Below are 18902 nucleotides of genomic sequence, written 5' to 3' on the forward strand. Positions count from 1 at the left end.
GTCGGGTGAACGGTCAAGCGGTCACCACTGCTGCGGCGGCTGCTGGCCGTAGGGGTTCTGCTGCTGCGGCTGGCCGTACGGGTTGGACGCGGGCGCCTGGCCGTACGGGTTCTGCTGCTGGCCGTAGCCACCGGGGTAGCCACCGGGCGCCGCGCCCTCGGGCGCGTTCACCACGACGGTGCCCATGATCTTGTCGGCCCACGTCTGCTTCTTGGCCTCCCACAACGGCGCGAACCAGCCCGCGTAGCAGGGCAGCGAGTCGACGAAGTGGCACAGGTGGCGCACGAAGGCGTTGCCGAAGCCGATCGGCTGCCCCGTCTCCTCCTTGATGAGCTTGACCTTCGCGACCTTCTTGCCCATCGACTGGCCCGTGGTGCCCGCCAGGTACCAGGAGTTGTAGATCATGAAGCCGATGAGGGCGAGGTAACCGACACCGCTGAGGATCAACGACAGGGTCGGGTCACCGGTGGCCGCGCCGATGCCGGCCAGGATGCCGACGACGAGGCCCGGCGCGAGGTAGTCGATCAGCGCGCCGACCGCGCGGCTGCCCCACTCGGCGTAACCACCCGCGGGCGCGCCGTAAGCGGCCTGCGCCGGGTACCCGGGCTGCGCGCCCCACGCCTGCTGCTGCGGCTGGCCGTACGGGTTCGACGCGGGCGCCTGGCCGTAGGGGTTGGACTGCGGCTGCTGCTGGGCGTACGGGTTCGCCTGCGGCTGGCCGTACGGGTTGGACACCGGCTGCTGGCCGTAGGGCTGCTGCTGCCCGTACGGCTGCTGGCCGTACTGGGCGGGGGGCTGCTGGCCGTAGGCGGGCGGCTGCTGCGCCGGGAACGCGCCGGAGCCGGGCTGCTGCACCGGCTGGCCGTACGGGTTCGACGCGGGCTGCTGCGTCGCGCTCGGCGGCACGACCTGGGTCGCGTCCGGGTTCGACGGGGGCTGCTGCTGGCCGGAGGGCACGACCTGGGTCGCCTCCGGCGGCGGGAAAGCAGGGGGCTGACCGCCGCTCGGCACGACCTGCGTCGCGTCGGCGTTCGGGGGCTGGGCACCCTGCCCCTGCTCCTGCTGGTTTTGACCGCCGAACTGCTGGTTTCCTGGCGGCTGCGGAGCGTTCATCGGAGTTTCCAACCCCCTTGGCACGGGCCGTAGGTGTATGAGTCGGTGGCCAACGCTAGCGGATGGGACCGCCCTGGCCACGCCCAACCGGTCAACGTGTCCCGATCCGCGACGTGGATCGGGACACGTTGACCGCCCTCGGGGGGCCGGTCAGCGACCGGCGAGGAAACCCAGGACGTCCTGCCTGGTGACGACGCCCGCGGGCTTGCCGTCCTCCAGCACCAGCGCACCGTCCGCTGAGGACAGTGCCGACATGGCCGAGCTGATCGACTCGCCCGCGCCGATCGTGGGCAGCTTCAACGACATGTGCCGGTCCAGCCGGTCGGTCAGCTGCGCCTTGCCGGTGAACAGCGCGTCGAGCAGGTCCCGCTCGTTGACCGCGCCCGCGACCTCCGCGGCCATCACGGGCGGCTCGGCGTTGACGACCGGCATCTGGGAGACGCCGTACTCGCGCATGATCGCGACCGCCTCGGCGACCGTCTCGTTGGGATGGCCGTGCACGAGGTCGGGCATCGTGCCGTCCTTGCGCCGCAGGACGTCGCCGACGGTCGCGCCGGACGTGTCGGGCGACAGGAAGCCGTACTGGGCCATCCACTTGTCGTTGAACACGCTCGACAGGTAGCCCCGCCCGCCGTCGGGCAGCAGCACGACGATCACGTCGTCCGGGCCGGCGCTGTCGGCCACGCGCAGCGCCGCCGCGACGGCCATGCCGCACGAGCCACCGACGAGCAGCCCCTCCTCGCGGGCCAGCCGCCGGGTGATCTCGAACGAGTCCGCGTCGCTCACCGCCACGATCTCGTCGCACACGTCGCGGTCGTACGCGTCGGGCCAGAAGTCCTCACCGACGCCCTCGACCAGGTACGGCCGGCCGCTGCCGCCGGAGTACACGGAGCCCTCGGGGTCCGCGCCGATGATCTTCACGCGGCCCTCGGAGACCTCCTTGAGGTAGCGGCCCGTGCCGGAGATCGTGCCGCCGGTGCCGACGCCCGCGACGAAGTGCGTGATCCGGCCCTCGGTCTGCCGCCACACCTCCGGGCCGGTGCCGTGGTAGTGGCTGGCCGGGTTCTCCGGGTTGGCGTACTGGTTGGGCTTCCACGCGCCGGGGATCTCGGCGACCAGGCGGTCGGAGACGTTGTAGTAGGAGTCGGGGTGCTCCGGCGCCACCGCGGTCGGGCACACCACGACCTCGGCGCCGTAGGCCTTGAGCACGTTGCGCTTGTCCACGCTGACCTTGTCCGGGCAGACGAAGACGCACTTGTAGCCCTTCTGCTGGGCCACGAGCGCCAGGCCGACGCCGGTGTTGCCCGACGTGGGCTCGACGATCGTGCCGCCGGGCTGGAGCTCGCCGCTGCGCTCGGCCGCCTCGACCATGCGCAGCGCGATGCGGTCCTTCACGCTGCCGCCGGGGTTGAGGTACTCGACCTTGGCCAGGATGAGCGGCCGGCGGCCTTCGGCGACCGCGTTCAACTTCACCAGCGGCGTGTTGCCGACCAGGTCTACGACGCTCTCGACGTACTCCACGACGGACCTTCCACTTCTTGAGATGACGCGCTGAGCGTATATCGGTGGCGCGGTGGTCGGCCCGGTGGACGATGGGGTCGGGAGAGGGAGGTGCCGATGCGGGGGTACCGGCTCCTCGCGGTGGTCGCGGGGGCGTTGGGCGCGGTGACCGGGGTGGCCTACGGGCTGGTCAGCGAGCAGTCGCGGCGGGCGCGGGTGGTGATCGGCGTGCCCGACGCGCCGCCGTTGCGCGCCGACGGGGTGTACGGGGTGGCCGGGTCCGGGGAGGGCGGCGGGACGCCGGTGCGGTTCGCCGTGCTGGGTGATTCGATGGCGGCCGGGCTGGGCGTGGACGACGTGACCGAGCTGCCGGGCGTGGTGCTGGCGACGGGGTTGGCCGACGAGGTGGGCGCGCCGGTGCGGCTGGAGACGTACGCGATCTCCGGCTCCACGTCCCGGGACCTGGCGGCGCAGGTGGACCGGGTGGTGGCCGACCCGCCGGACGTGGCGCTGGTGATCATCGGGGCGAACGACGTGACCACGCGGCTGTCGATCCCGGTGTCGGCGGCGTTGCTGGGGGCGCAGGTGCGGCGACTGCGGGCGGCGGGGGTCGGCGTGGTCGTCGGCACGTGCCCGGACCTGGGCACGGTGCGGCCGATCGCGGAGCCGTTGCGGTCGGTGGCGCGCGGCTGGTCGCGGCGGTTGGCGCGGGCGCAGCGGGTGGAGGTGGAACGGGCGGGCGGCGTGGCGGTGGCGTTGGGCGACCTGCTGGCGGCGGAGTTCCGGGCGCGGCACGCCGACTACTTCAGCCGGGACAGGTTCCACCCGAGCGCGACCGGGTACGAGGCGGCGACGTCCATCCTGCTGGCCCCGCTGTGCGGCGTCCTTCGTCACGAGTGGTGGCCGCGCTGAACGGGCGTTAACTAGGCTGCACGTCACACGTTGCGGCGAAACAAAGGAGTTCCGTAATGCCTGAGGCCGTGATCGTCTCCGCCGCCCGGTCGCCCATCGGGCGCGCGGGCAAGGGCTCCCTGAAGGACGTGCGCGCCGACGACCTGACCGTGCAGGTCCTCAAGGCCGCGCTGGCGAAGGTCCCGCAGCTCGACCCGAACGACATCGACGACCTCATGCTCGGCTGCGGCCTGCCCGGCGGCGAGCAGGGCTTCAACATGGGCCGCGTGGTGTCGGTGCTGGCGGGTTACGACAACCTGCCCGGCACGACCGTGACCCGGTACTGCGCGTCGAGCGTGCAGACGACCCGGATGGCGCTGCACGCCATCAAGGCCGGCGAGGGCGACGTGTTCATCAGCGCCGGCGTGGAGACGGTGTCCAGCTTCGCGCGCGGGTCGTCGGACTCGTGGCCGGGCACGCACAACCCGGTGTTCGCCGACGCCGAGGCCCGCACGGCCGCCGTGGCCGGGTCCGGGGCGGCGGAGTGGGTCGACCCGCGGCTCGGCGGGCAGGTGCCCGACATCTACATCGCCATGGGCCAGACCGCGGAGAACCTGGCGCTGGCCAAGGGCGTGACGCGGCAGGAGATGGACGAGTTCGGCGTGCGGTCGCAGAACCTCGCCGAGAAGGCCATCGCCAACGGGTTCTGGGCGCGCGAGATCACGCCCGTGACGCTGCCGGACGGCACGGTCGTGTCGGCCGACGACGGTCCGCGGCCCGGCGTGACGATCGAGGGCGTGTCGGGGCTCAAGCCGGTGTTCCGGCCGGACGGGCGGGTCACGGCGGGCAACTGCTGCCCGTTGAACGACGGCGCGGCGGCGCTGGTGATCATGAGCGACGTGAAGGCGAAGGAGCTGGGCATCACGCCGCTGGCGCGGGTCGTGTCCACCGGCGTGTCCGGGCTGTCGCCGGAGATCATGGGGCTCGGGCCGGTCGAGGCGTCGAAGCGGGCGCTGGCACTGGCCGGGATGTCGATCTCGGACATCGACCTGGTGGAGATCAACGAGGCGTTCGCGGCGCAGGTCATCCCGTCGTACCGGGACCTGGGCATCGACCTGGACCGGCTCAACGTCAACGGTGGCGCGATCGCCGTGGGTCACCCGTTCGGGATGACCGGGGCGCGGATCACCACGACGCTGATCAACTCGCTGCAGTTCCACGACAAGCAGTTCGGCCTGGAGACCATGTGCGTCGGTGGCGGCCAGGGCATGGCGATGGTGCTCGAACGGCTGAGCTGAACCGCGTCACGACAGGTGTTGACCGACGTCCTACCTCCGAGTGAGGGAGGTCGGGGTGCCCATGACGTACGTGTGGTGGCACAGCGGGTACGACCGGCTGTGCCACGCCTTTTCCGCGCAACAGGCGTCGGCGGCGTACTTCGAGGCGGCGTGCGCGCACTCCGTGCCGCCCGACCGGGTGGTGCGGGCGGCGCGCGGGACGTTGTGCGTGCCGTGCCTGGTGGAGGTCGGGTCGGCGATGGAGGCCGACCACTCCTGGCGCGGCTGACGTCCCGGCTCGTCCGTCCCGAGCGTTGAATTCAGGGGTCCTGGGCGTAGGACTCTCGGGACCCGGGCGTTCGACACTCGGGAATGGCGAAGGGCGTCCCGGTGGCCGGGACGCCCTTCGGTCATCGTGCGGGGTGGGTCAGTCGTTCTGGAAGTAGGACAGCAGGCGCAGGATCTCCAGGTACAGCCAGACCAGCGTGGTCATCAGGCCGAACGCGGCGAGCCAGGCGTACTTCGCGGGCAGCGCGCCCCGGATCATCTCGTTCGCGGCCTCGAAGTCCAGCAGGAAGCTGAACGCGGCGATGCCGATCACGACCAGGCTGAAGACGATCGCCAGGGTGCCGCCGTCGCGCAGGCCCATGTTCACGCCGAACAGGCCCAGGAGCAGGTTGCCGAGCATGAGCACGGCCGCGCCCACGGTGGCGCCGATGATCCACTTGGTCAGGCGCGGCGTGACGCGGATCGCACCCGTCTTGTAGACCACGAGCATCGCGCCGAAGACGCCGAACGTGCCCAGGATCGCCTGCCAGGCGATACCGGGGAAGATCGCCTCGAACACGCCGGTGATGGCGCCCAGGAACACGCCCTCCGCCGCCGAGTAGGCGAGCACCATCGGGCCGCTGGGCTTCTGCTTGAAGATGATGATCAGGGCCAGGACCAGGCCGACGATCATGCCGGGCACGGCGAGCGCGAACGGCGCGACCGCGCCGGACAGCACCATCCACGCCGAGACGAAGCCGGTGAGGATGGCCACACCGAGCGTCGTGGCGGTCTTGGTCACCACGTCGTCGATCGTGATCGGGCGCTCACCCGTGGTCGGCGGAGCCGGCTGGTAGCCGCCGTACTGCTGCGCGCCGTACTGCTGCTGCCCCTGGTAGGGCTGGCCGAAGCCTGCGTAGTTACCGCCACCGCCGCTGGTCGGCAGGTTGCGGAACGCGGGGTTGCTGGTGGTACGCACCTCGTCCTCCTGTGGCGTGCTGACGCCGTCACGGGGTTCAACGACCACACGAGTCGATCGGTTCCCGTCGGGTAAAAGCGACTTTACTCGGACTGTCGATCTCGGATCCACACCCCGCGCTGCGGAGCGTAGTCGCGGTTCCACCCCGCTGGTGGCTTGTCGACGTGATCTCGGACCCGTAAGGCTCAGTGCCGGCAGCTCTCACCGACCGGCGACGCCCACCGGCGCGCCCGAGGGGTTCAGGACATCATGGTGTGGAGACGACTCGCCGGCGCGGTGCTCGCGGCCGGTCTGGCCCTGCTCGCCGCACCCGCCGCGGGCGCACAACCCCCGCTGGTGGAGCACGGCCCGGGGCACTGGACCGACCCGCAGGGGTACCGCGACAAACCGGCGGGCGGCGACTGGCTCGGCGCCTACAAGTGGCGCGGCCAGCTGGTGTGGTGCGTGCAGTACTCGCTGCTCGCGCCGGACAGCAACGTGGAGTACAAGGAGGGCGACGAGCTGCTCTCCAAGGGCGGCGCGCGGCTGCGCGACGACGTCGCCGGCAGCATCTCCTACCTCCTGTTGAGGTACGCGAACACCCAGTCGAATGACGAGGCGGCGGCGCTCGCGCACCTGCTGCACACGTGGACGGCGTACGAGGACCCGGCCAACGGCATCTCCCTCGACCCGAACAGCGACTTCCGGCACATCGCCTACAACCCGGACTTCCACTTCCGGCAGCTCGGCGACACGAACCGCTTCGGCCAGGCCCAGCAGGCGGTGAAGCGGCTGGAGGAGGAGGCGGCGGCCAACCGGGGCCCGTGGGCGGCGAAGGTGAGCGCCCCGGCGAAGGAGCAGGTGATCGGCACGCCCGACACCTGGGTGGTCGACATCACCAAGACCGACGGCGGCCAGGTGGCCGGCGCGCCGGTGACGGTGGAGGTGACCGACGCCACGCTGGAGTCCGGCGGCGCCACCGCCGAGCTGACCACCTCGACCGACGGCAAGGCGCTGGCCGTGCAGGTCGTGCCGACCGGGCCGAACCCGTCGGTCACGGTGAAGCTGGACAGCCCGGCCGACCGGCCCAAGGTCCACGTGCCCGCGAACAACGACATGCAGCGGATCGTCACCACCGGCGGCGAGAAGAAGCTGACCGCGAACGCGTCGACGACCGCGAAGACCCCGCCGGGCGTGGTGAAGGTCGCCAAGACCGACGCCGAGACCGGCAAGGCGATCGCCGGCGTGGCGCTGAAGGTGACCGGGCCCGACGGCAAGGCCGCGAAGCGCCAGGACGACTCCGAGCTGACCGGACCCGAGGGCACGCCGCTGGTCCTGCAGACCTCCGCCGACGGCACCGCCGAGGTGCCGGACCTGCGCACACCGCAGGAGGTGTGCCTGACCGAGGTGGCGCCGGCCAAGGGCTACGAGGAGTTCTTCGACCCGAACGCGCCGCCCAAGGTGTGCGGGACCGTCCAGGCGGGGCAGACGCTGGCGCTCGCGCTGACCAACAAGCCGGACAAGCCGGTCGTCCCGATCACGATCCCGGCCGGTTCGGAGGGCGCGGGCGTGGTCGCGAAGGCCGCGTTCACCACCGAGGTGCCCACCGGCGCGCTGGTCGGGTTCGGCGGTGTGGTGCTGGTCGGCGCGACGCTGGTCGGGCTGCTGGTGCGGCGGCGGGCGACCGCTCGCCGGTGAGGTCCGGTTCCGTGAAGGCCCTGCTGACCGGCGCGGCGGTGGCGGCTCTCGTCGCCTCCGCCGCGCTGGTGTCCACCCGGGCGCCCGACGTCGTGCTGGCGGGCAGCCCGGTCCCCGGTGACGCCGTGGTGCCGCACCCGTTGGGCGACAGCGCGCGCTCCGGCCGCGGCATCGACCTGGCGGGCATGCCGGTCGGCGGGAACCCGCCCGCGTCACCCCCACCGGCGACGACCACCACCGCCGCCCCGCCGCCCGCCGATCCGCCCGAGCAGCAGCCCGGCACGGTGCGGCTGCCCGGCGGCGGGTCGGCCACGCTGGTGCGCGCCGAGGTCACCGCGGCCGGCGTGCTGCCGGTCCCGGAAGCCCTCGGCGAGGCGACCTGGTGGGGCGTGGACCTCGGCGCGGCCGAGGGCGCGACGGTGCTCGCCGGGCACGTCAACTGGAAGGGCCTGACCGGGCCGTTCGACGAGCTGTGGCGCGCGGCGGTCGGGCAGGGCGTGACCGTGGTCGACACGGCGGGCCGCGCGTTCCGGTTCCAGGTCGGCAAGGTCGAGACGGTGCGCAAGGACGACCTGCCGTCCCGGGCGGTCGAGCTGTTCGGGCCGCGCGGCGCGCACCGGCTGGTGCTGGTGACGTGCGGCGGTCGGTGGGTCGGCGGCGACACCGGCTACGAGGAGAACCAGGTCGTGACCGCCACCCCCGTGCCCTGAGCGGTCACCGGCCGTGATCACGTCACGAAGAGGCAACCTCCGGCTACCTTCCGTCGTCCTGTGGTTGTGAAGCGATGGGGCTGGTCGAGCACGGGCGTCGCGCTGGCACTCACCCTCGTGGTGCTGGCCGTGCTGGGCGCCCGGGAACCCGAACCGGGGCACGACGTGGGCGACCTGGCCGCGCCGCTGCCGATGGCGCCGCGCACGACCGGCAGCAGCAGCGCCGCCGCCTCGCCGACCGTGCCCGCCTCGGCGTCGCCGCCGTCGTGGATGCGGCGGATGCTGCCGGGCGAGAAGCCGCCCCAGTTCGTGCTGTTCTCCTTCGACGGCGCCGCGTCCAAGCCGCACTGGGACCGGATCATGCCGATCGCGGAACGGGCGAACGCCCACGTCACCGGCCTGCTGTCGGGCGTGTACCTGGTGCCGGACGACGAGGCCGCCACCTACACCGGTCCGGGCCACCGGGCCGGCTACTCGTCGATCGGGTTCGGCGGCAGCCGCGCGGACGTGGCGCTGCGGATCGGCTACCTCAACGCCGCCCTCGACGCGGGCCACGAGATCGGCACGCACTACAACGGGCACTTCTGCGTCGGTGACGAGCCGAACGTCGGCACCTGGAACACCGAGCAGTGGAACCGGGAGCTGGACCTGTTCCGCGCCATCGTGGAGAAGGCCCGGCAGCAGGGGTTCAAGCTCGACCCGGCGGCCGTGCGCGGCGGCCGCACGCCGTGCTTGGAGGGTGACTGGGGCCAGGCGTTCCCGGCGATGCGGGGGCACGGCCTGGCCTACGACACCAGCCACGTGAGCCTGGGCGTGGTGTGGCCGTTCGTGCAGGACGGCGTGTGGGAGTTCCCCATGCCGGAGGTGCGCGTGCCCGCGCTGGGCAAGCAGGTCGTGATGATGGACTTCAACCTCTGGTACGCGCTCAACGGCGCGAAGGAGGAGCCGGAGCGGGCCGCCGACTTCACCCGGATCGTGCTGGACACCTACCGGTCGGTGTACCAGGCGGCGATCAACGGCAACCGTGCGCCGGTGGTGATCGGCAACCACTTCAACGACTGGGCGGGCGGCGCGTTCAGCGGCGCGGTGGAGGGGTTCCTCGGCGAGGTGTGCGTCAAGCCCGAAACGGTGTGCGCCACCTATACGGAGGTGATCCAGTGGATGCAGTTGCAGGATCCGGTGGTGCTGGAACAGTTGAGACGCATACCCGCCGCACGGAACTAGCGCGGTAGCCGCCGGGAGCTCTACGGTGGGTTACCGCCGCCCCACGGAGAAGCACCACCATCCGAGGAGTTGCGCATGACCACCGAGCCCGAGAAGCGCCCCTGGGTCGAGCCCGATTTCCGGGACGTCGACACCCCCATGGAAGTCACCGCCTACGCCGCTCGCGGCTGAGCCGACGCCGCCGCGCCCACACCGCCGCGCCGACACCGCCGCGCCCGTCCGCGCCCGCCCGTGCCCTCCGGCGGCCGGAGGGGCGCGGCGCCCGCGTACCGAGAGGTGCCCCTCCCCCGTGCTCATGCCCGAGACGCCCGGCTCCGCCACGCTGTCCCCCGCCGAGTTCACCGCGCGCCTGCGCGGCCTCGCGCCCCGCTACTGGGACCGCCACCCGTTCCACCTCCGGCTGCACGAGGGCCGGTTGAGCAAGCACGAGTTGCAGCTGTGGGCCGCCAACCGCTGGTACTACCAGCAGGCGATACCGCGCAAGGACGCCGCGATCCTGGCCAACTGCCCGGAGGTGGGGGTCCGCCGGGTGTGGCGGGAGCGGATCGTCTGGCACGACGGCGGCGGGCCCGGGGAAGGCCAGCCCGGGGAAGGCGGTGTGGAGAAGTGGCTGCGCCTGGCCGAGGCCGTCGGGTTGACCCGCGAGGAGGTGCTGGACGAGCGGCACGTGCTGCCCGGCACCCGGTTCGCCGTGGACGCCTACGTGACGTTCGCCCGCACCCGGCCGTGGGTGGAGGCGGTGGCGTCCGGGCTGACCGAGATGTTCTCCCGCGGCCTGATGGCGCGGCGGCTGGTGGACATGCGGGAGCACTACCCGTGGATCGCCGAGGAGGGCTTCGCCTACTTCACCGACCGGCTGGAGGTGGTCGCCGACGAAGGGAAGTCCACTGTGGACATCGTGGTGCGCCACTGCCGCACGCGCGGGCAGCAGGAGGCGGCGGTCGCCGCGCTGGCGTTCAAGTGCGACGTGCTGCGGGCGGTGCTCGACGCCGTGGACTACTACTCATGACCGCGCTGACGGCCGTGCCGCGCCTGCGCCGGGGCGTGAGGACGGCGTACGACGAGACTCGGGAGAGCCACGTGGTGCTGTTCCCGGAAGGCGTGCTGGTGCTCAACGAGACCGCGGCGGCGGTGGTCGGGCTGTGCGACGGCCGCACGTCGGTGGCGGGCATCGCGCGCCGGCTGGCCGAGCAGTTCGACGGGGTGCGGGCGGACGACGTGGCCGAGCTGGTCACGCGGCTGGTGGCGCGGCGGGTGGTGGACGTCGATGGCTGAGCCGCCCGGGGTGGCCGCGCCGTTCGGGCTGCTGGCCGAGCTGACCCACCGGTGCCCGTTGCGCTGCGGGTACTGCTCCAACCCCGTGGACCTGGTCGCGCGCGGCGACGAGCTGGACACCGCGACGTGGTGCTCGGTGTTCGACCAGGCGCGGGCGCTGGGCGTGCTCCAGGTGCACCTGTCGGGAGGGGAACCGCTGGCCCGCGGGGACCTGCCGGAGCTGGTCGGGCACGCGGCCGGGCTCGGCTGCTACGTGAACCTGGTGACCAGCGGGCTGGGGCTGACCGTCGAGCGGCTGGCCGGCGTCGACCACGTGCAGCTGTCCGTGCAGGACGCGGACGAGGCGGGGGCGAACCGGATCGCCGGGGTGAAGGCGTTCGGGGCCAAGCTGCGCGCGGCCGAGGTGGTGCGGGGAGCGGGGCTGCCGCTGACCGTGAACGTGGTGCTGCACCGGCTCAACGTCGACCACGTCGACGAGCTCGTGGCACTGGCCGAGCGGATGGGCGCGGACCGGCTGGAGCTGGCCCACACCCAGTACTACGGGTGGGCGCTGCGCAACCGGGCCGCGCTGCTGCCGACCCGGGAGCAGGTGGCGCGGGCGGCCGGGGCGGTGGCCGCCGCGCGGTCCCGGTCCGGGATGGAGATCGTGCACGTGGTCGCCGACTACCACGAGGCGCACCCCAAGCCGTGCATGCACGGGTGGGGCGCGCGGCAGCTGACCGTGGCGCCCAACGGTGACGTGCTGCCGTGCCCGGCGGCGGGCGTGATCGACGGGTTGGGCGTGGAGAACGTGCGGGACCGGCCGCTGGGCGACATCTGGCGCTCGTCGCCCGCGTTCACCGCCTTCCGGGGATTCGACTGGATGCGCGAGCCGTGCCGGTCGTGCGCCCGGCGCGAGCTGGACTTCGGCGGGTGCCGCTGCCAGGCGTTCCAGCTCACCGGTGACGCGGCGGCGACCGACCCGGTGTGCACGCTGTCGCCGCACCGGGGTCTGGTCGACGCGATCCTGGCGGGCGACCCGACCGACGTCGAGCACCGCGCGGTCGTGCGGTGAAGGTCGTCGTGCTGGGCACGGCGGCCGGTGGTGGCGTGCCGCAGTGGAACTGCGCGTGCGGGCCGTGCGCGGCGGTGCGGTCCGGGCGGTTGCCGGCGCGCACGCAGGACGCGGTGGCGGTCAGCGGCGACGGGGTCCGGTGGTGGTTGGTCAACGCCTCGCCGGACATCGGCGCGCAGCTCGCCGCCACGCCGGACCTCGCGCCCGGTCCCGGCCCGCGGGACACGCCGGTGCGCGGGGTGCTGTGCACCGACGCCGAACTGGACCACACGCTGGGCCTGGGCGTGCTGCGCGGCGCGCCCGGGTTGACCGTCCACGCGCCGGCGGCCGTGCTGCACGCCCTGGCGCCGACGCGGGCCGTGCTGGGGACGTACGGCGAGTGGGAGTGGCGGCAGGTCGAGCCCGGACAGCCGTTCGAGCTCGCCGGCGGGGTGGAGGTCACCGCGTTCGGGGTCGGCGGCAAGCGACCCCGCTACGCCGCCGACGCGCCCGGCCCCTGGGTGGTGGCCTACCGGTTCCGCGACCCGGCCACCGGCGGCGTGCTGCTGTACGCGCCGTGCCTCGCCTCCTGGCCGGACGGCTTCGACGCGCTGGTGGCCGAGGCCGACGTGGTGCTGCTGGACGGCACGTTCCACGGGCCCGCCGAGATGGGTGCGGCCACCGGGCGGCCGAGCGGGCAGGCCGCGATGGGCCACCTGCCGATCGCGGACAGCCTGCCGCGGCTGCGCCGGCACCCGTCGACCCGGCGGATCTACACGCACCTGAACAACACCAACCCGGTGCTGGACCCGGCGTCACCGGAGCACGCGGAGGTCACCGCGGCGGGCGCGGAGGTCGTGCCGGACGGCACGGTGATCGCGCTCCAGCCCGCATTGGGGGGTTAAGCCCACCGATTTCCCTGCGGCCTGCCGGAAGAATCGGCGCCATGACCGACCACGACCTGGTACGGGCCGCCGGCGCCCGGCTCACGCAGGCCGCGCTGGGCCTGGCTCGGACACCGCTGTGCGTCGCGGGGCTGCTGCTGGTCCCGCTCCAGCTCTACGCCTACCCGTTGATCCTGGTGACGGTCGGCGTGCCGTTGCTGCTGCTGTTCACCGCGCTGGCCCGCCGCTACACCGGCTTCTTCCGCTGGTGGGCGGCGCGCGTGCTGGACGTGGAGATCCCCTCGCCGTACCGGCTGCCCGCCAACCGGGGTCCGATGACCAGGGTCCGCACCATCGCCACCGACCCGGCGACGTGGCGCGACCTGGCGTTCCTGCCGGTCAACGCGATCACCGGCGTGCTGTGCGGCGTGCTGCCGGTCGGGTTCTGGGTCAACGGCGTGCTGGGGTTCGTGGTGCCGCTGATCTGGCTCGACCACGGGCGGGTCGAGTACGTCGGGATCGACTACGACACCCCGGGCAACTTCGTGCTCGCGCCGCTGCTCGGCATCGCCTTCCTGGTGCTCGCCTGGTGGGCCACGCCGCGTGCCGCCAGGCTGCACGCGACCGTCGCCCGGTGGCTGCTCGCACCCAGCGCCACCGCCGCGCTGACCGACCGGGTGCGGGTGCTGTCCGACTCGCGGGCCGACACGGTCGGCGCGCAGGCCGCCGAGCTGCGCCGGATCGAACGGGACCTGCACGACGGCGCGCAGGCCAGGCTGGTCGCGCTCGGGTTGAGCCTGGGCATGGCCGAGGAGCTGCTGGCCCGCGACCCGCGGGCGGCGCAGGAGCTGCTGGCCGAGGCGCGCCAGTCGTCCACCCAGGCGCTGGCCGAGCTGCGGCAGCTCGTGCGGGGCATCCACCCGCCGGTGCTGGCCGACCGGGGGCTGGACGGCGCGCTGCGCGCGTTGGCGCTGGCGCACCCGCTGCCGGTGGAGGTGGACCTGGAGCTGGCCGGGCGGCCGGAGGCGCCGGTCGAGTCGGCGGCCTACTTCGCGGTGGCCGAGACGTTGACGAACGTGGCCAAGCACAGCGGCGCGACGAGCGCGTGGGTGCGCGTGCGGTACGAGGGCGGCAGGCTGGCGTTGATGATCGGCGACAACGGGCGGGGCGGCGCGGAGGCGACGGACGGTGGCGGGTTGCGCGGGATCGAGCGCCGGCTGGCCGCGTTCGACGGCACACTCGGCATCGCGAGCCCGGTGGGCGGGCCGACCATCGTGACCATGGAGCTGCCGTGCGAGTTGTCCTCGGTGAAGACCTCGTCCTCCTCAGGGACGGCCTGATCCGGCTCCTGGAGGCCTACGACTTCGACGTGGTGGAGGCGGTCGACTCCGGTCCCGCCCTGCTCAAGGCACTCGTCGACCACCGCCCGGACGTGGCGGTGGTCGACGTGCGCCTGCCGCCGACGTTCACCGACGAGGGGCTGCGGGCGGCGATCGAGGCGCGCAAGCGGGTGCCGGGGCTGCCCGTCCTGGTGCTCTCGCAGTACGTGGAGCAGCTGTACGCGCGGGAGCTGCTGTCCGACCGGGGCGGCGCGGTGGGGTACCTGCTCAAGGACCGGGTGTCGGACGTCAAGCAGTTCGTGGACGCCATTCGCCGGGTCGCCGCGGGCGGCACCGCGATGGACCCCGAGGTCATCAACCAACTCCTCGCCCGCGGCGCGCGCGACCAACCGCTGACCACGTTGACGCCGCGCGAGCGGGAAGTGCTGTCGCTGATGGCCGAGGGCCGTTCCAACGGCGCCATCGCCGGGCGGCTGTTCGTCACCGAGAAAGCGGTCGGCAAACACATCGCCAACATCTTCGGCAAGTTGGACCTGCCGTTGTCCGAGGACGACAACCGGCGGGTGCTCGCCGTGCTCGCGTATTTGGACCGGGTGTAAATCGTTTCTTAGGCTAAGTACCATCTTGGTTTCCACGACGACCAGGGGGTGCGCATGGGCACGACCGCGGAGTTGGCCGACGAACTGCTCGACCTGATGTTCACGCTGTCGCCGTTGGGGGCGACCGTCTACGGCGTACCGGGGTACGACCACCTGCTGGCCGACCACCGGGCCGAGACCGAGCAGGCGGCACGGGCGCGGGCGGTCGACATCGCCGACCGGGCGCGCGCTCTGCCGGCGGACGACGACCCGGTGACGCGTGCGGTGGTCGTGCAGCAGGCCGAGGCGATCGTGGACCAGATCGACGCGCTGGGCGTCGAGTACACGATCACCGACTCGTTCTTCGCCCCGGCGGGCGAGGTGCTGACGGTCATGCCGACGACGGTGCTGTCGGGGCCGGAGTCCGAGCGGGCCTACCTGGACCGGCTGGCCGGCGTCCCCGACTTCCTGCGCCGCATCGCCGACCGGCAGCTCGCGGGCGCGGCGGCGGGCCGCACGCCCGTCCAGCACCTCGTGGACGCCGCCGTGGCGCACTTGGACCGGTACCTGGCCGCCGAGGAGGACCCGCTGGCGCGTCCGGCGGGCAGCGCGGAGTTCGACGCCGAGCGGCAGCGCCTGCTGGCCGAGGTGGTGCGGCCCGCGTTCGCGGCCTACCGGGACGTCGTCGCGGGCATCGAGGGCCGCCCGTCGGACCGGGTGGGCCTGGGTTGGCTGCCGAACGGCGAGGCGATGTACGCGGCACTCGCGCGGGCGCAGACGACGACCGACCGCACGCCCAAGGAGCTGCACCGGACCGGCCTGGACGTGATGGCGAGCCTCTCCCACGAGTACGCCGAGCTGGGGCAGCGGGTGTTCGGCACGTCCGACGTGGCCGAGGTGCTGGAGCGGATGCGCACCGACCCGGCGCTGCGCTGGGGCACCGAGGACGAGCTGATCACCGCCGCGCGCGAGGCCGTGGCCCGGGCCGAGCAGGCCGCGCCGGGCTGGTTCGGCCGGGTGCCCGAGCAGCGCTGCCAGGTCGAGCCGGTGCCCGCGGCCGACGCCCCGGGCGCGCCGATCGCCTACTACTCGCCGCCGACGCCGGACGGCCTGCGGGCGGGCACGTACTACGCGAACACCTACCGGGTGCAGGAGCGGTTCCGGTACCAGGCCGAGGCGATCGCGTTCCACGAGGCCGTGCCGGGGCACCACTTCCAGATCACGCTCGCGCAGCAGCTCACCGAGCTGCCGATGCTGCGCCGGGTCGCGTCCGTGACCGCGTACCTGGAGGGCTGGGGGCTCTACACCGAGCGGCTGGCCGACGAGATGGGCCTGTACTCCGACGACGTGGCGCGGCTCGGCATGCTGGCGATGGACTCGATGCGCGCCGGACGGCTCGTCGTGGACACGGGCCTGCACGCGCACGGGTGGAGCCGCGAGCGCGCGGTCGAGTACATGCTGCGGAACACGCCGCTGGCGCTGGTCGAGATCGAGAACGAGGTCGACCGGTACATCGCCGCGCCGGGCCAGGCGCTGGCGTACATGGTGGGCCGGCTGGAGATCCTGCGGATCCGCGCGGCGGCCGAGGAGGCGTTGGGCGAGCGGTTCGACATCCGCGACTTCCACGACGTGCTGCTGGGCGGCGGACCGCTGCCGCTGGCCGTGCTGGCCGAAGTCGTCGCGGAATGGGTTCGCACGCGCTGAACGTCGACGGGTCATCCGGTCGGACGCAGGTCCGACCGGGTGACGTGACGGTGACCGGCAACGACGCACCGCGCTGCGTTCACCCGGCAGATGGGTGAAGTCAATCCGGCGCCGAACGTGCCCCCGACGGGATTCGAACCCGTACTGTGACTCTTTTAAGGAGCCTGCCTCTACCGGTTGGGCTACGGGGGCAGCGGGGAGCCTAAGCGGTTACCGAGCGTTCGTGGGGCAGGTTCAGAAGAAGTCCCCCGCACGGCTCAATGAGATCCGCTATTGCGCTCATTCGGGTAATGGACCCAAGGCGCTCAGACCGAGTACGACTTCGTGATAAGCGTCACAGCCGAGTGCTTGTTCGACGAGCTCATCCCGCAATGCTGCGGTGAAGCCGATACCAAATCCCATTGCCGTAGCTACCAGATAAGCCGTTTGGGACAGATGGCCTACGTCCATTTGCACAACACGGTAAGCACGTGACGTGTCGTAACGCCATCTGGTCCGTTCGAGGACGCCGGTGTACGCGAGGACCAGCGGCGCGCGCCCCACCCAGTCCTGGTCGCCCGCCGCCGCCGCCATCTCGGCGGGCCCCCACGTCACCCCGACGGGCTCCAGCGCGTGCGCGAGCCCGTCGTAGTGGTACCACCCCGGTTCCAGCGCCTCGACCGAGCGCACGTGCGCGTACAGCTCGACCGGGTGCCGCCCGCCGCCGGACGGGCTGGTCTTGAACACCGTGCCGGACCGCCCGATCCGCGACCGCACCGGCGACGGCCCGCTCAGCACGGCCAGCAGCTCGGCGACCTTCGTCAGCGGCAGCGGCCCCGGCCCGAACTCGCGTGTCGTGCGGCGGGACAGCAGCACGTCCAGCAGGCCCTCCCGCGCCCACTTCGCCGTGCCGTCCAGGCGGGGCAGCAGCACCGCCGTGCGGCCCAGGCTGCGGAACGGCGCGGGCGGCGGCTCGGCGGCCAGCTTCGCGTCCAGCAGGGCGTCGTGCTCCTCCGAGCGCTGGTAGGGCGCGTCGGCGAGGGTGCGGCTGGCGAAGTGGAAGTGCCGCGCCGCCGTGCCCCACTCGCCCCACGCGGCGAGCAGCCGCCGTTCCTCCTCGTGCTCGGGCGAGCCCTCGACGATCAGCACACCGGCCTCGACCAGCTCGTCCAACACCTTGCGCAGCGCCGCCCGGTCCGCCTCGGCCAGCGGGGCGAGCAGCGCGTCGACGTCGGTGAACTCGGTGAACTTGCGGCACAGCAGCTCGGCGGTCTCACTGATCGCGAACTGCCGGTGGTGGAGGTAGTCGTCCCACACCACGGCCCCGTCGGCGTAGAACAGCGTCGCGTGCTCAGCGACCTTTGCCCGCACCCAGCAGCTCCTTGAAGCGCGCCGCCACCCACCCGTGCACGGCGTCCGACACCCGGGAGTCCTGCGCCCGGTGCTCGAACCACCGCCAGTCGCAGTTGACGTTGACCTCCAGGAACACGTGGTCGCCGCCGGAGAGGAGCAGGTCGAACGCGGCGACCTGGAGCCGCCAGTGCCGGGCCAGGGCGAGCAGCCGGTCGGTCAGCGAGGCAGGCACGTCCACGGGCGTGACGCGGACCGCCTCGGGGTCGACCCACAGCTGCGCCGGGTCCAGCTTGTCGACCTGGAACGCCAGGCACCGCTCGCCCACCACGAACACGCGCAGCTCGGTGTCGGAGGGCACGTACTCCTGCACGATCACCGGCGCGGACTCGGGCACGTCACCGGACCGGCTGGTCTCCAGCGGTCGCGGAAACAGGCCGTGCTGCATGCCGGGGCGCGGTTCGAGCAGGTGGCGGCCGGAGGTCTTGACGATGCACCGGCCGCCGCCGGGCCGGGTGCGGCCGGGCCGGGTGGTGACCGTGGTGCGCGGCACGCGCAGGCCGAACGCGGAGGCGTCGGCGAGCTGGGTGAGCCGGTTGAGGTGGGAGGTGTTGCGGCTGGGGTTGACGTGCGCCCAGTCGGCGCGGCTGGACAGCCACTCGGCGACGGCGCCCCACTGGTCCACCGCGTACGCGCCGGCCAGCGTGCCGGGCTCGTGGGGCAGGGCGGTCAGCTCGAAGTGCCTGCGCCACACCAGCAGGGGGCGCAGCAGCCAGCGGTCGAGCTCCAGCAGCGGCTGGTCGGTGTAGACGGTCAGCGGCAGGTCCGCGGAGCGGTCGGCGTCGATGCGGGCCATCCGGATGCCGCGCTCGGCGAGCGCGATGGAGAGCTCGTTCATCTCCATGTCGGCGGCGCGGGCCAGGACGAGCACGCACGGCACGGGGCTGCCGTCGCCCTCGTCGACCATGCCGAGGCGGTGCACCTGCTCCTGGAAGTCCAGGCACTTCGGCTGCGACCGGAAGAGGTAGTCCTGGCCTTGCAGCAACAGCGGGGGCGGTTTCGCCGGTCTGGCGGCCTCGGGTGGGGGAACGGTCTCGTTCCCCCACCCGGAGACGGTCATG

19 protein-coding genes and 1 tRNA gene are annotated in these 18902 nt (G+C 72.8%); 14 read left to right on the forward strand and 6 right to left on the reverse strand.

What is annotated here, in order from left to right; translation table 11 throughout:
- Positions 1 to 21 precede the first annotated feature (21 nt).
- Together FHX81_RS17430 and FHX81_RS17435 are read right to left on the reverse strand one after the other, a co-directional pair.
- A complete protein-coding gene (locus FHX81_RS17430; protein ID WP_141979176.1) occupies positions 22 to 1113 on the reverse strand; it encodes an RDD family protein in 1092 nt (363 codons plus the stop codon).
- A gap of 150 nt (positions 1114 to 1263) precedes the next feature.
- Positions 1264 to 2634 carry a cystathionine beta-synthase gene (locus FHX81_RS17435; RefSeq protein WP_141979177.1) on the reverse strand — a complete coding sequence of 457 codons (1371 nt, stop codon included), beginning with the start codon at positions 2632 to 2634 and terminating at the stop codon, positions 1264 to 1266.
- A 96-nt stretch (positions 2635 to 2730) separates the two neighbouring features.
- On the opposite strand from FHX81_RS17435, the gene FHX81_RS17440 reads away from it, so the two are divergent.
- The 3 genes from FHX81_RS17440 to FHX81_RS17450 all read left to right on the forward strand — a co-directional run bounded on the left by FHX81_RS17440 (position 2731) and on the right by FHX81_RS17450 (position 5070).
- Positions 2731 to 3525 (forward strand): SGNH/GDSL hydrolase family protein, encoded by a 795-nt coding sequence (locus tag FHX81_RS17440; protein ID WP_141979178.1) that lies wholly within the window; start codon positions 2731 to 2733, stop codon positions 3523 to 3525.
- A 56-nt stretch (positions 3526 to 3581) separates the two neighbouring features.
- Positions 3582 to 4802: an acetyl-CoA C-acetyltransferase gene (locus FHX81_RS17445; RefSeq protein ID WP_141979179.1), complete on the forward strand. Its 1221-nt coding sequence runs from the start codon at positions 3582 to 3584 to the stop codon at positions 4800 to 4802.
- A 61-nt stretch (positions 4803 to 4863) separates the two neighbouring features.
- A complete protein-coding gene (locus FHX81_RS17450; protein WP_141979180.1) occupies positions 4864 to 5070 on the forward strand; it encodes a hypothetical protein in 207 nt (68 codons plus the stop codon).
- 138 nt (positions 5071 to 5208) lie between these two features.
- On the opposite strand, the gene FHX81_RS17455 is transcribed toward FHX81_RS17450, so the two are convergent.
- The gene (locus FHX81_RS17455) at positions 5209 to 6027 is read right to left on the reverse strand and encodes a Bax inhibitor-1/YccA family protein (protein ID WP_141979181.1); all 819 of its coding nucleotides are present in this window, start codon (positions 6025 to 6027) and stop codon (positions 5209 to 5211) included.
- Between the two features lie 249 nt (positions 6028 to 6276).
- Between FHX81_RS17455 and FHX81_RS17460 the strand changes: the two genes are divergently transcribed.
- From FHX81_RS17460 to FHX81_RS17510, 11 genes are all read left to right on the forward strand, one after another.
- On the forward strand, positions 6277 to 7704 hold the full coding sequence (locus tag FHX81_RS17460; protein WP_141979182.1) for an MSCRAMM family protein: 1428 nt from the start codon (positions 6277 to 6279) through the stop codon (positions 7702 to 7704).
- 11 nt (positions 7705 to 7715) lie between these two features.
- Entirely contained in the window at positions 7716 to 8414 is a 699-nt protein-coding gene (locus FHX81_RS17465; RefSeq protein ID WP_246107862.1) for a class F sortase, read from the forward strand.
- A gap of 60 nt (positions 8415 to 8474) precedes the next feature.
- On the forward strand, positions 8475 to 9638 hold the full coding sequence (locus FHX81_RS17470; protein WP_141979183.1) for a polysaccharide deacetylase family protein: 1164 nt from the start codon (positions 8475 to 8477) through the stop codon (positions 9636 to 9638).
- A gap of 75 nt (positions 9639 to 9713) precedes the next feature.
- On the forward strand, positions 9714 to 9809 hold the full coding sequence (pqqA, locus tag FHX81_RS17475) for a pyrroloquinoline quinone precursor peptide PqqA (protein ID WP_141979184.1): 96 nt from the start codon (positions 9714 to 9716) through the stop codon (positions 9807 to 9809).
- Positions 9810 to 9933: 124 nt separating this feature from the next.
- The gene (gene pqqC, locus FHX81_RS17480; RefSeq protein WP_141983984.1) at positions 9934 to 10647 is read left to right on the forward strand and encodes a pyrroloquinoline-quinone synthase PqqC; all 714 of its coding nucleotides are present in this window, start codon (positions 9934 to 9936) and stop codon (positions 10645 to 10647) included.
- Entirely contained in the window at positions 10644 to 10913 is a 270-nt protein-coding gene (pqqD, locus tag FHX81_RS17485) for a pyrroloquinoline quinone biosynthesis peptide chaperone PqqD (RefSeq protein WP_141979185.1), read from the forward strand. Before pqqC ends, pqqD begins: the two co-directional genes overlap by 4 nt.
- Positions 10906 to 11967, forward strand: a complete 1062-nt coding sequence (gene pqqE / locus FHX81_RS17490; protein WP_141979186.1) for a pyrroloquinoline quinone biosynthesis protein PqqE — start codon at positions 10906 to 10908, stop codon at positions 11965 to 11967. Before pqqD ends, pqqE begins: the two co-directional genes overlap by 8 nt.
- The gene (gene pqqB / locus FHX81_RS17495) at positions 11964 to 12851 is read left to right on the forward strand and encodes a pyrroloquinoline quinone biosynthesis protein PqqB (RefSeq protein WP_141979187.1); all 888 of its coding nucleotides are present in this window, start codon (positions 11964 to 11966) and stop codon (positions 12849 to 12851) included. The genes pqqE and pqqB overlap by 4 nt, the downstream gene beginning before the upstream one ends.
- Positions 12852 to 12892: 41 nt before the next feature.
- The gene (locus FHX81_RS17500; RefSeq protein ID WP_141979188.1) at positions 12893 to 14170 is read left to right on the forward strand and encodes a sensor histidine kinase; all 1278 of its coding nucleotides are present in this window, start codon (positions 12893 to 12895) and stop codon (positions 14168 to 14170) included.
- Positions 14122 to 14769 carry a LuxR C-terminal-related transcriptional regulator gene (locus tag FHX81_RS17505; RefSeq protein ID WP_141979189.1) on the forward strand — a complete coding sequence of 216 codons (648 nt, stop codon included), beginning with the start codon at positions 14122 to 14124 and terminating at the stop codon, positions 14767 to 14769. Before FHX81_RS17500 ends, FHX81_RS17505 begins: the two co-directional genes overlap by 49 nt.
- A 54-nt stretch (positions 14770 to 14823) precedes the next feature.
- Positions 14824 to 16452, forward strand: a complete 1629-nt coding sequence (locus FHX81_RS17510) for a DUF885 domain-containing protein (RefSeq protein ID WP_141979190.1) — start codon at positions 14824 to 14826, stop codon at positions 16450 to 16452.
- A gap of 118 nt (positions 16453 to 16570) precedes the next feature.
- Here the strand turns inward: FHX81_RS17510 and FHX81_RS17515 are convergent.
- The 3 genes from FHX81_RS17515 to FHX81_RS17525 all read right to left on the reverse strand — a co-directional run bounded on the left by FHX81_RS17515 (position 16571) and on the right by FHX81_RS17525 (position 18901).
- Positions 16571 to 16644 (reverse strand) — tRNA-Leu (locus tag FHX81_RS17515).
- Positions 16645 to 16731: 87 nt separating this feature from the next.
- Positions 16732 to 17802 carry a SagB family peptide dehydrogenase gene (locus FHX81_RS17520; protein ID WP_141979191.1) on the reverse strand — a complete coding sequence of 357 codons (1071 nt, stop codon included), beginning with the start codon at positions 17800 to 17802 and terminating at the stop codon, positions 16732 to 16734.
- Complete coding sequence (locus FHX81_RS17525; RefSeq protein WP_141979192.1) at positions 17783 to 18901, reverse strand: ATP-grasp domain-containing protein; 1119 nt, start codon at positions 18899 to 18901, stop codon at positions 17783 to 17785. Before FHX81_RS17525 ends, FHX81_RS17520 begins: the two co-directional genes overlap by 20 nt.
- Between the last annotated feature and the right edge of the window lies 1 nt (position 18902).

Source organism: Saccharothrix saharensis (assembly GCF_006716745.1).
Classification (GTDB): domain Bacteria; phylum Actinomycetota; class Actinomycetes; order Mycobacteriales; family Pseudonocardiaceae; genus Actinosynnema; species Actinosynnema saharense.

Bases quoted from the DNA above. Each gene is read 5' to 3' on its own strand.
- FHX81_RS17430 (WP_141979176.1), bottom strand. From the start codon at position 1,113: ATGAACGCTCCGCAGCCGCCAGGAAACCAGCAGTTCGGCGGTCAAAAC.
- FHX81_RS17440 (WP_141979178.1), top strand. From the start codon at position 2,731: ATGCGGGGGTACCGGCTCCTCGCGGTGGTCGCGGGGGCGTTGGGCGCG.
- FHX81_RS17445 (WP_141979179.1), top strand. From the start codon at position 3,582: ATGCCTGAGGCCGTGATCGTCTCCGCCGCCCGGTCGCCCATCGGGCGC.
- FHX81_RS17450 (WP_141979180.1), top strand. From the start codon at position 4,864: ATGACGTACGTGTGGTGGCACAGCGGGTACGACCGGCTGTGCCACGCC.
- FHX81_RS17460 (WP_141979182.1), top strand. From the start codon at position 6,277: ATGGTGTGGAGACGACTCGCCGGCGCGGTGCTCGCGGCCGGTCTGGCC.
- pqqA (WP_141979184.1), top strand. From the start codon at position 9,714: ATGACCACCGAGCCCGAGAAGCGCCCCTGGGTCGAGCCCGATTTCCGG.
- pqqC (WP_141983984.1), top strand. From the start codon at position 9,934: ATGCCCGAGACGCCCGGCTCCGCCACGCTGTCCCCCGCCGAGTTCACC.
- pqqD (WP_141979185.1), top strand. From the start codon at position 10,644: ATGACCGCGCTGACGGCCGTGCCGCGCCTGCGCCGGGGCGTGAGGACG.
- pqqE (WP_141979186.1), top strand. From the start codon at position 10,906: ATGGCTGAGCCGCCCGGGGTGGCCGCGCCGTTCGGGCTGCTGGCCGAG.
- FHX81_RS17500 (WP_141979188.1), top strand. From the start codon at position 12,893: ATGACCGACCACGACCTGGTACGGGCCGCCGGCGCCCGGCTCACGCAG.
- FHX81_RS17510 (WP_141979190.1), top strand. From the start codon at position 14,824: ATGGGCACGACCGCGGAGTTGGCCGACGAACTGCTCGACCTGATGTTC.
- FHX81_RS17525 (WP_141979192.1), bottom strand. From the start codon at position 18,901: ATGACCGTCTCCGGGTGGGGGAACGAGACCGTTCCCCCACCCGAGGCC.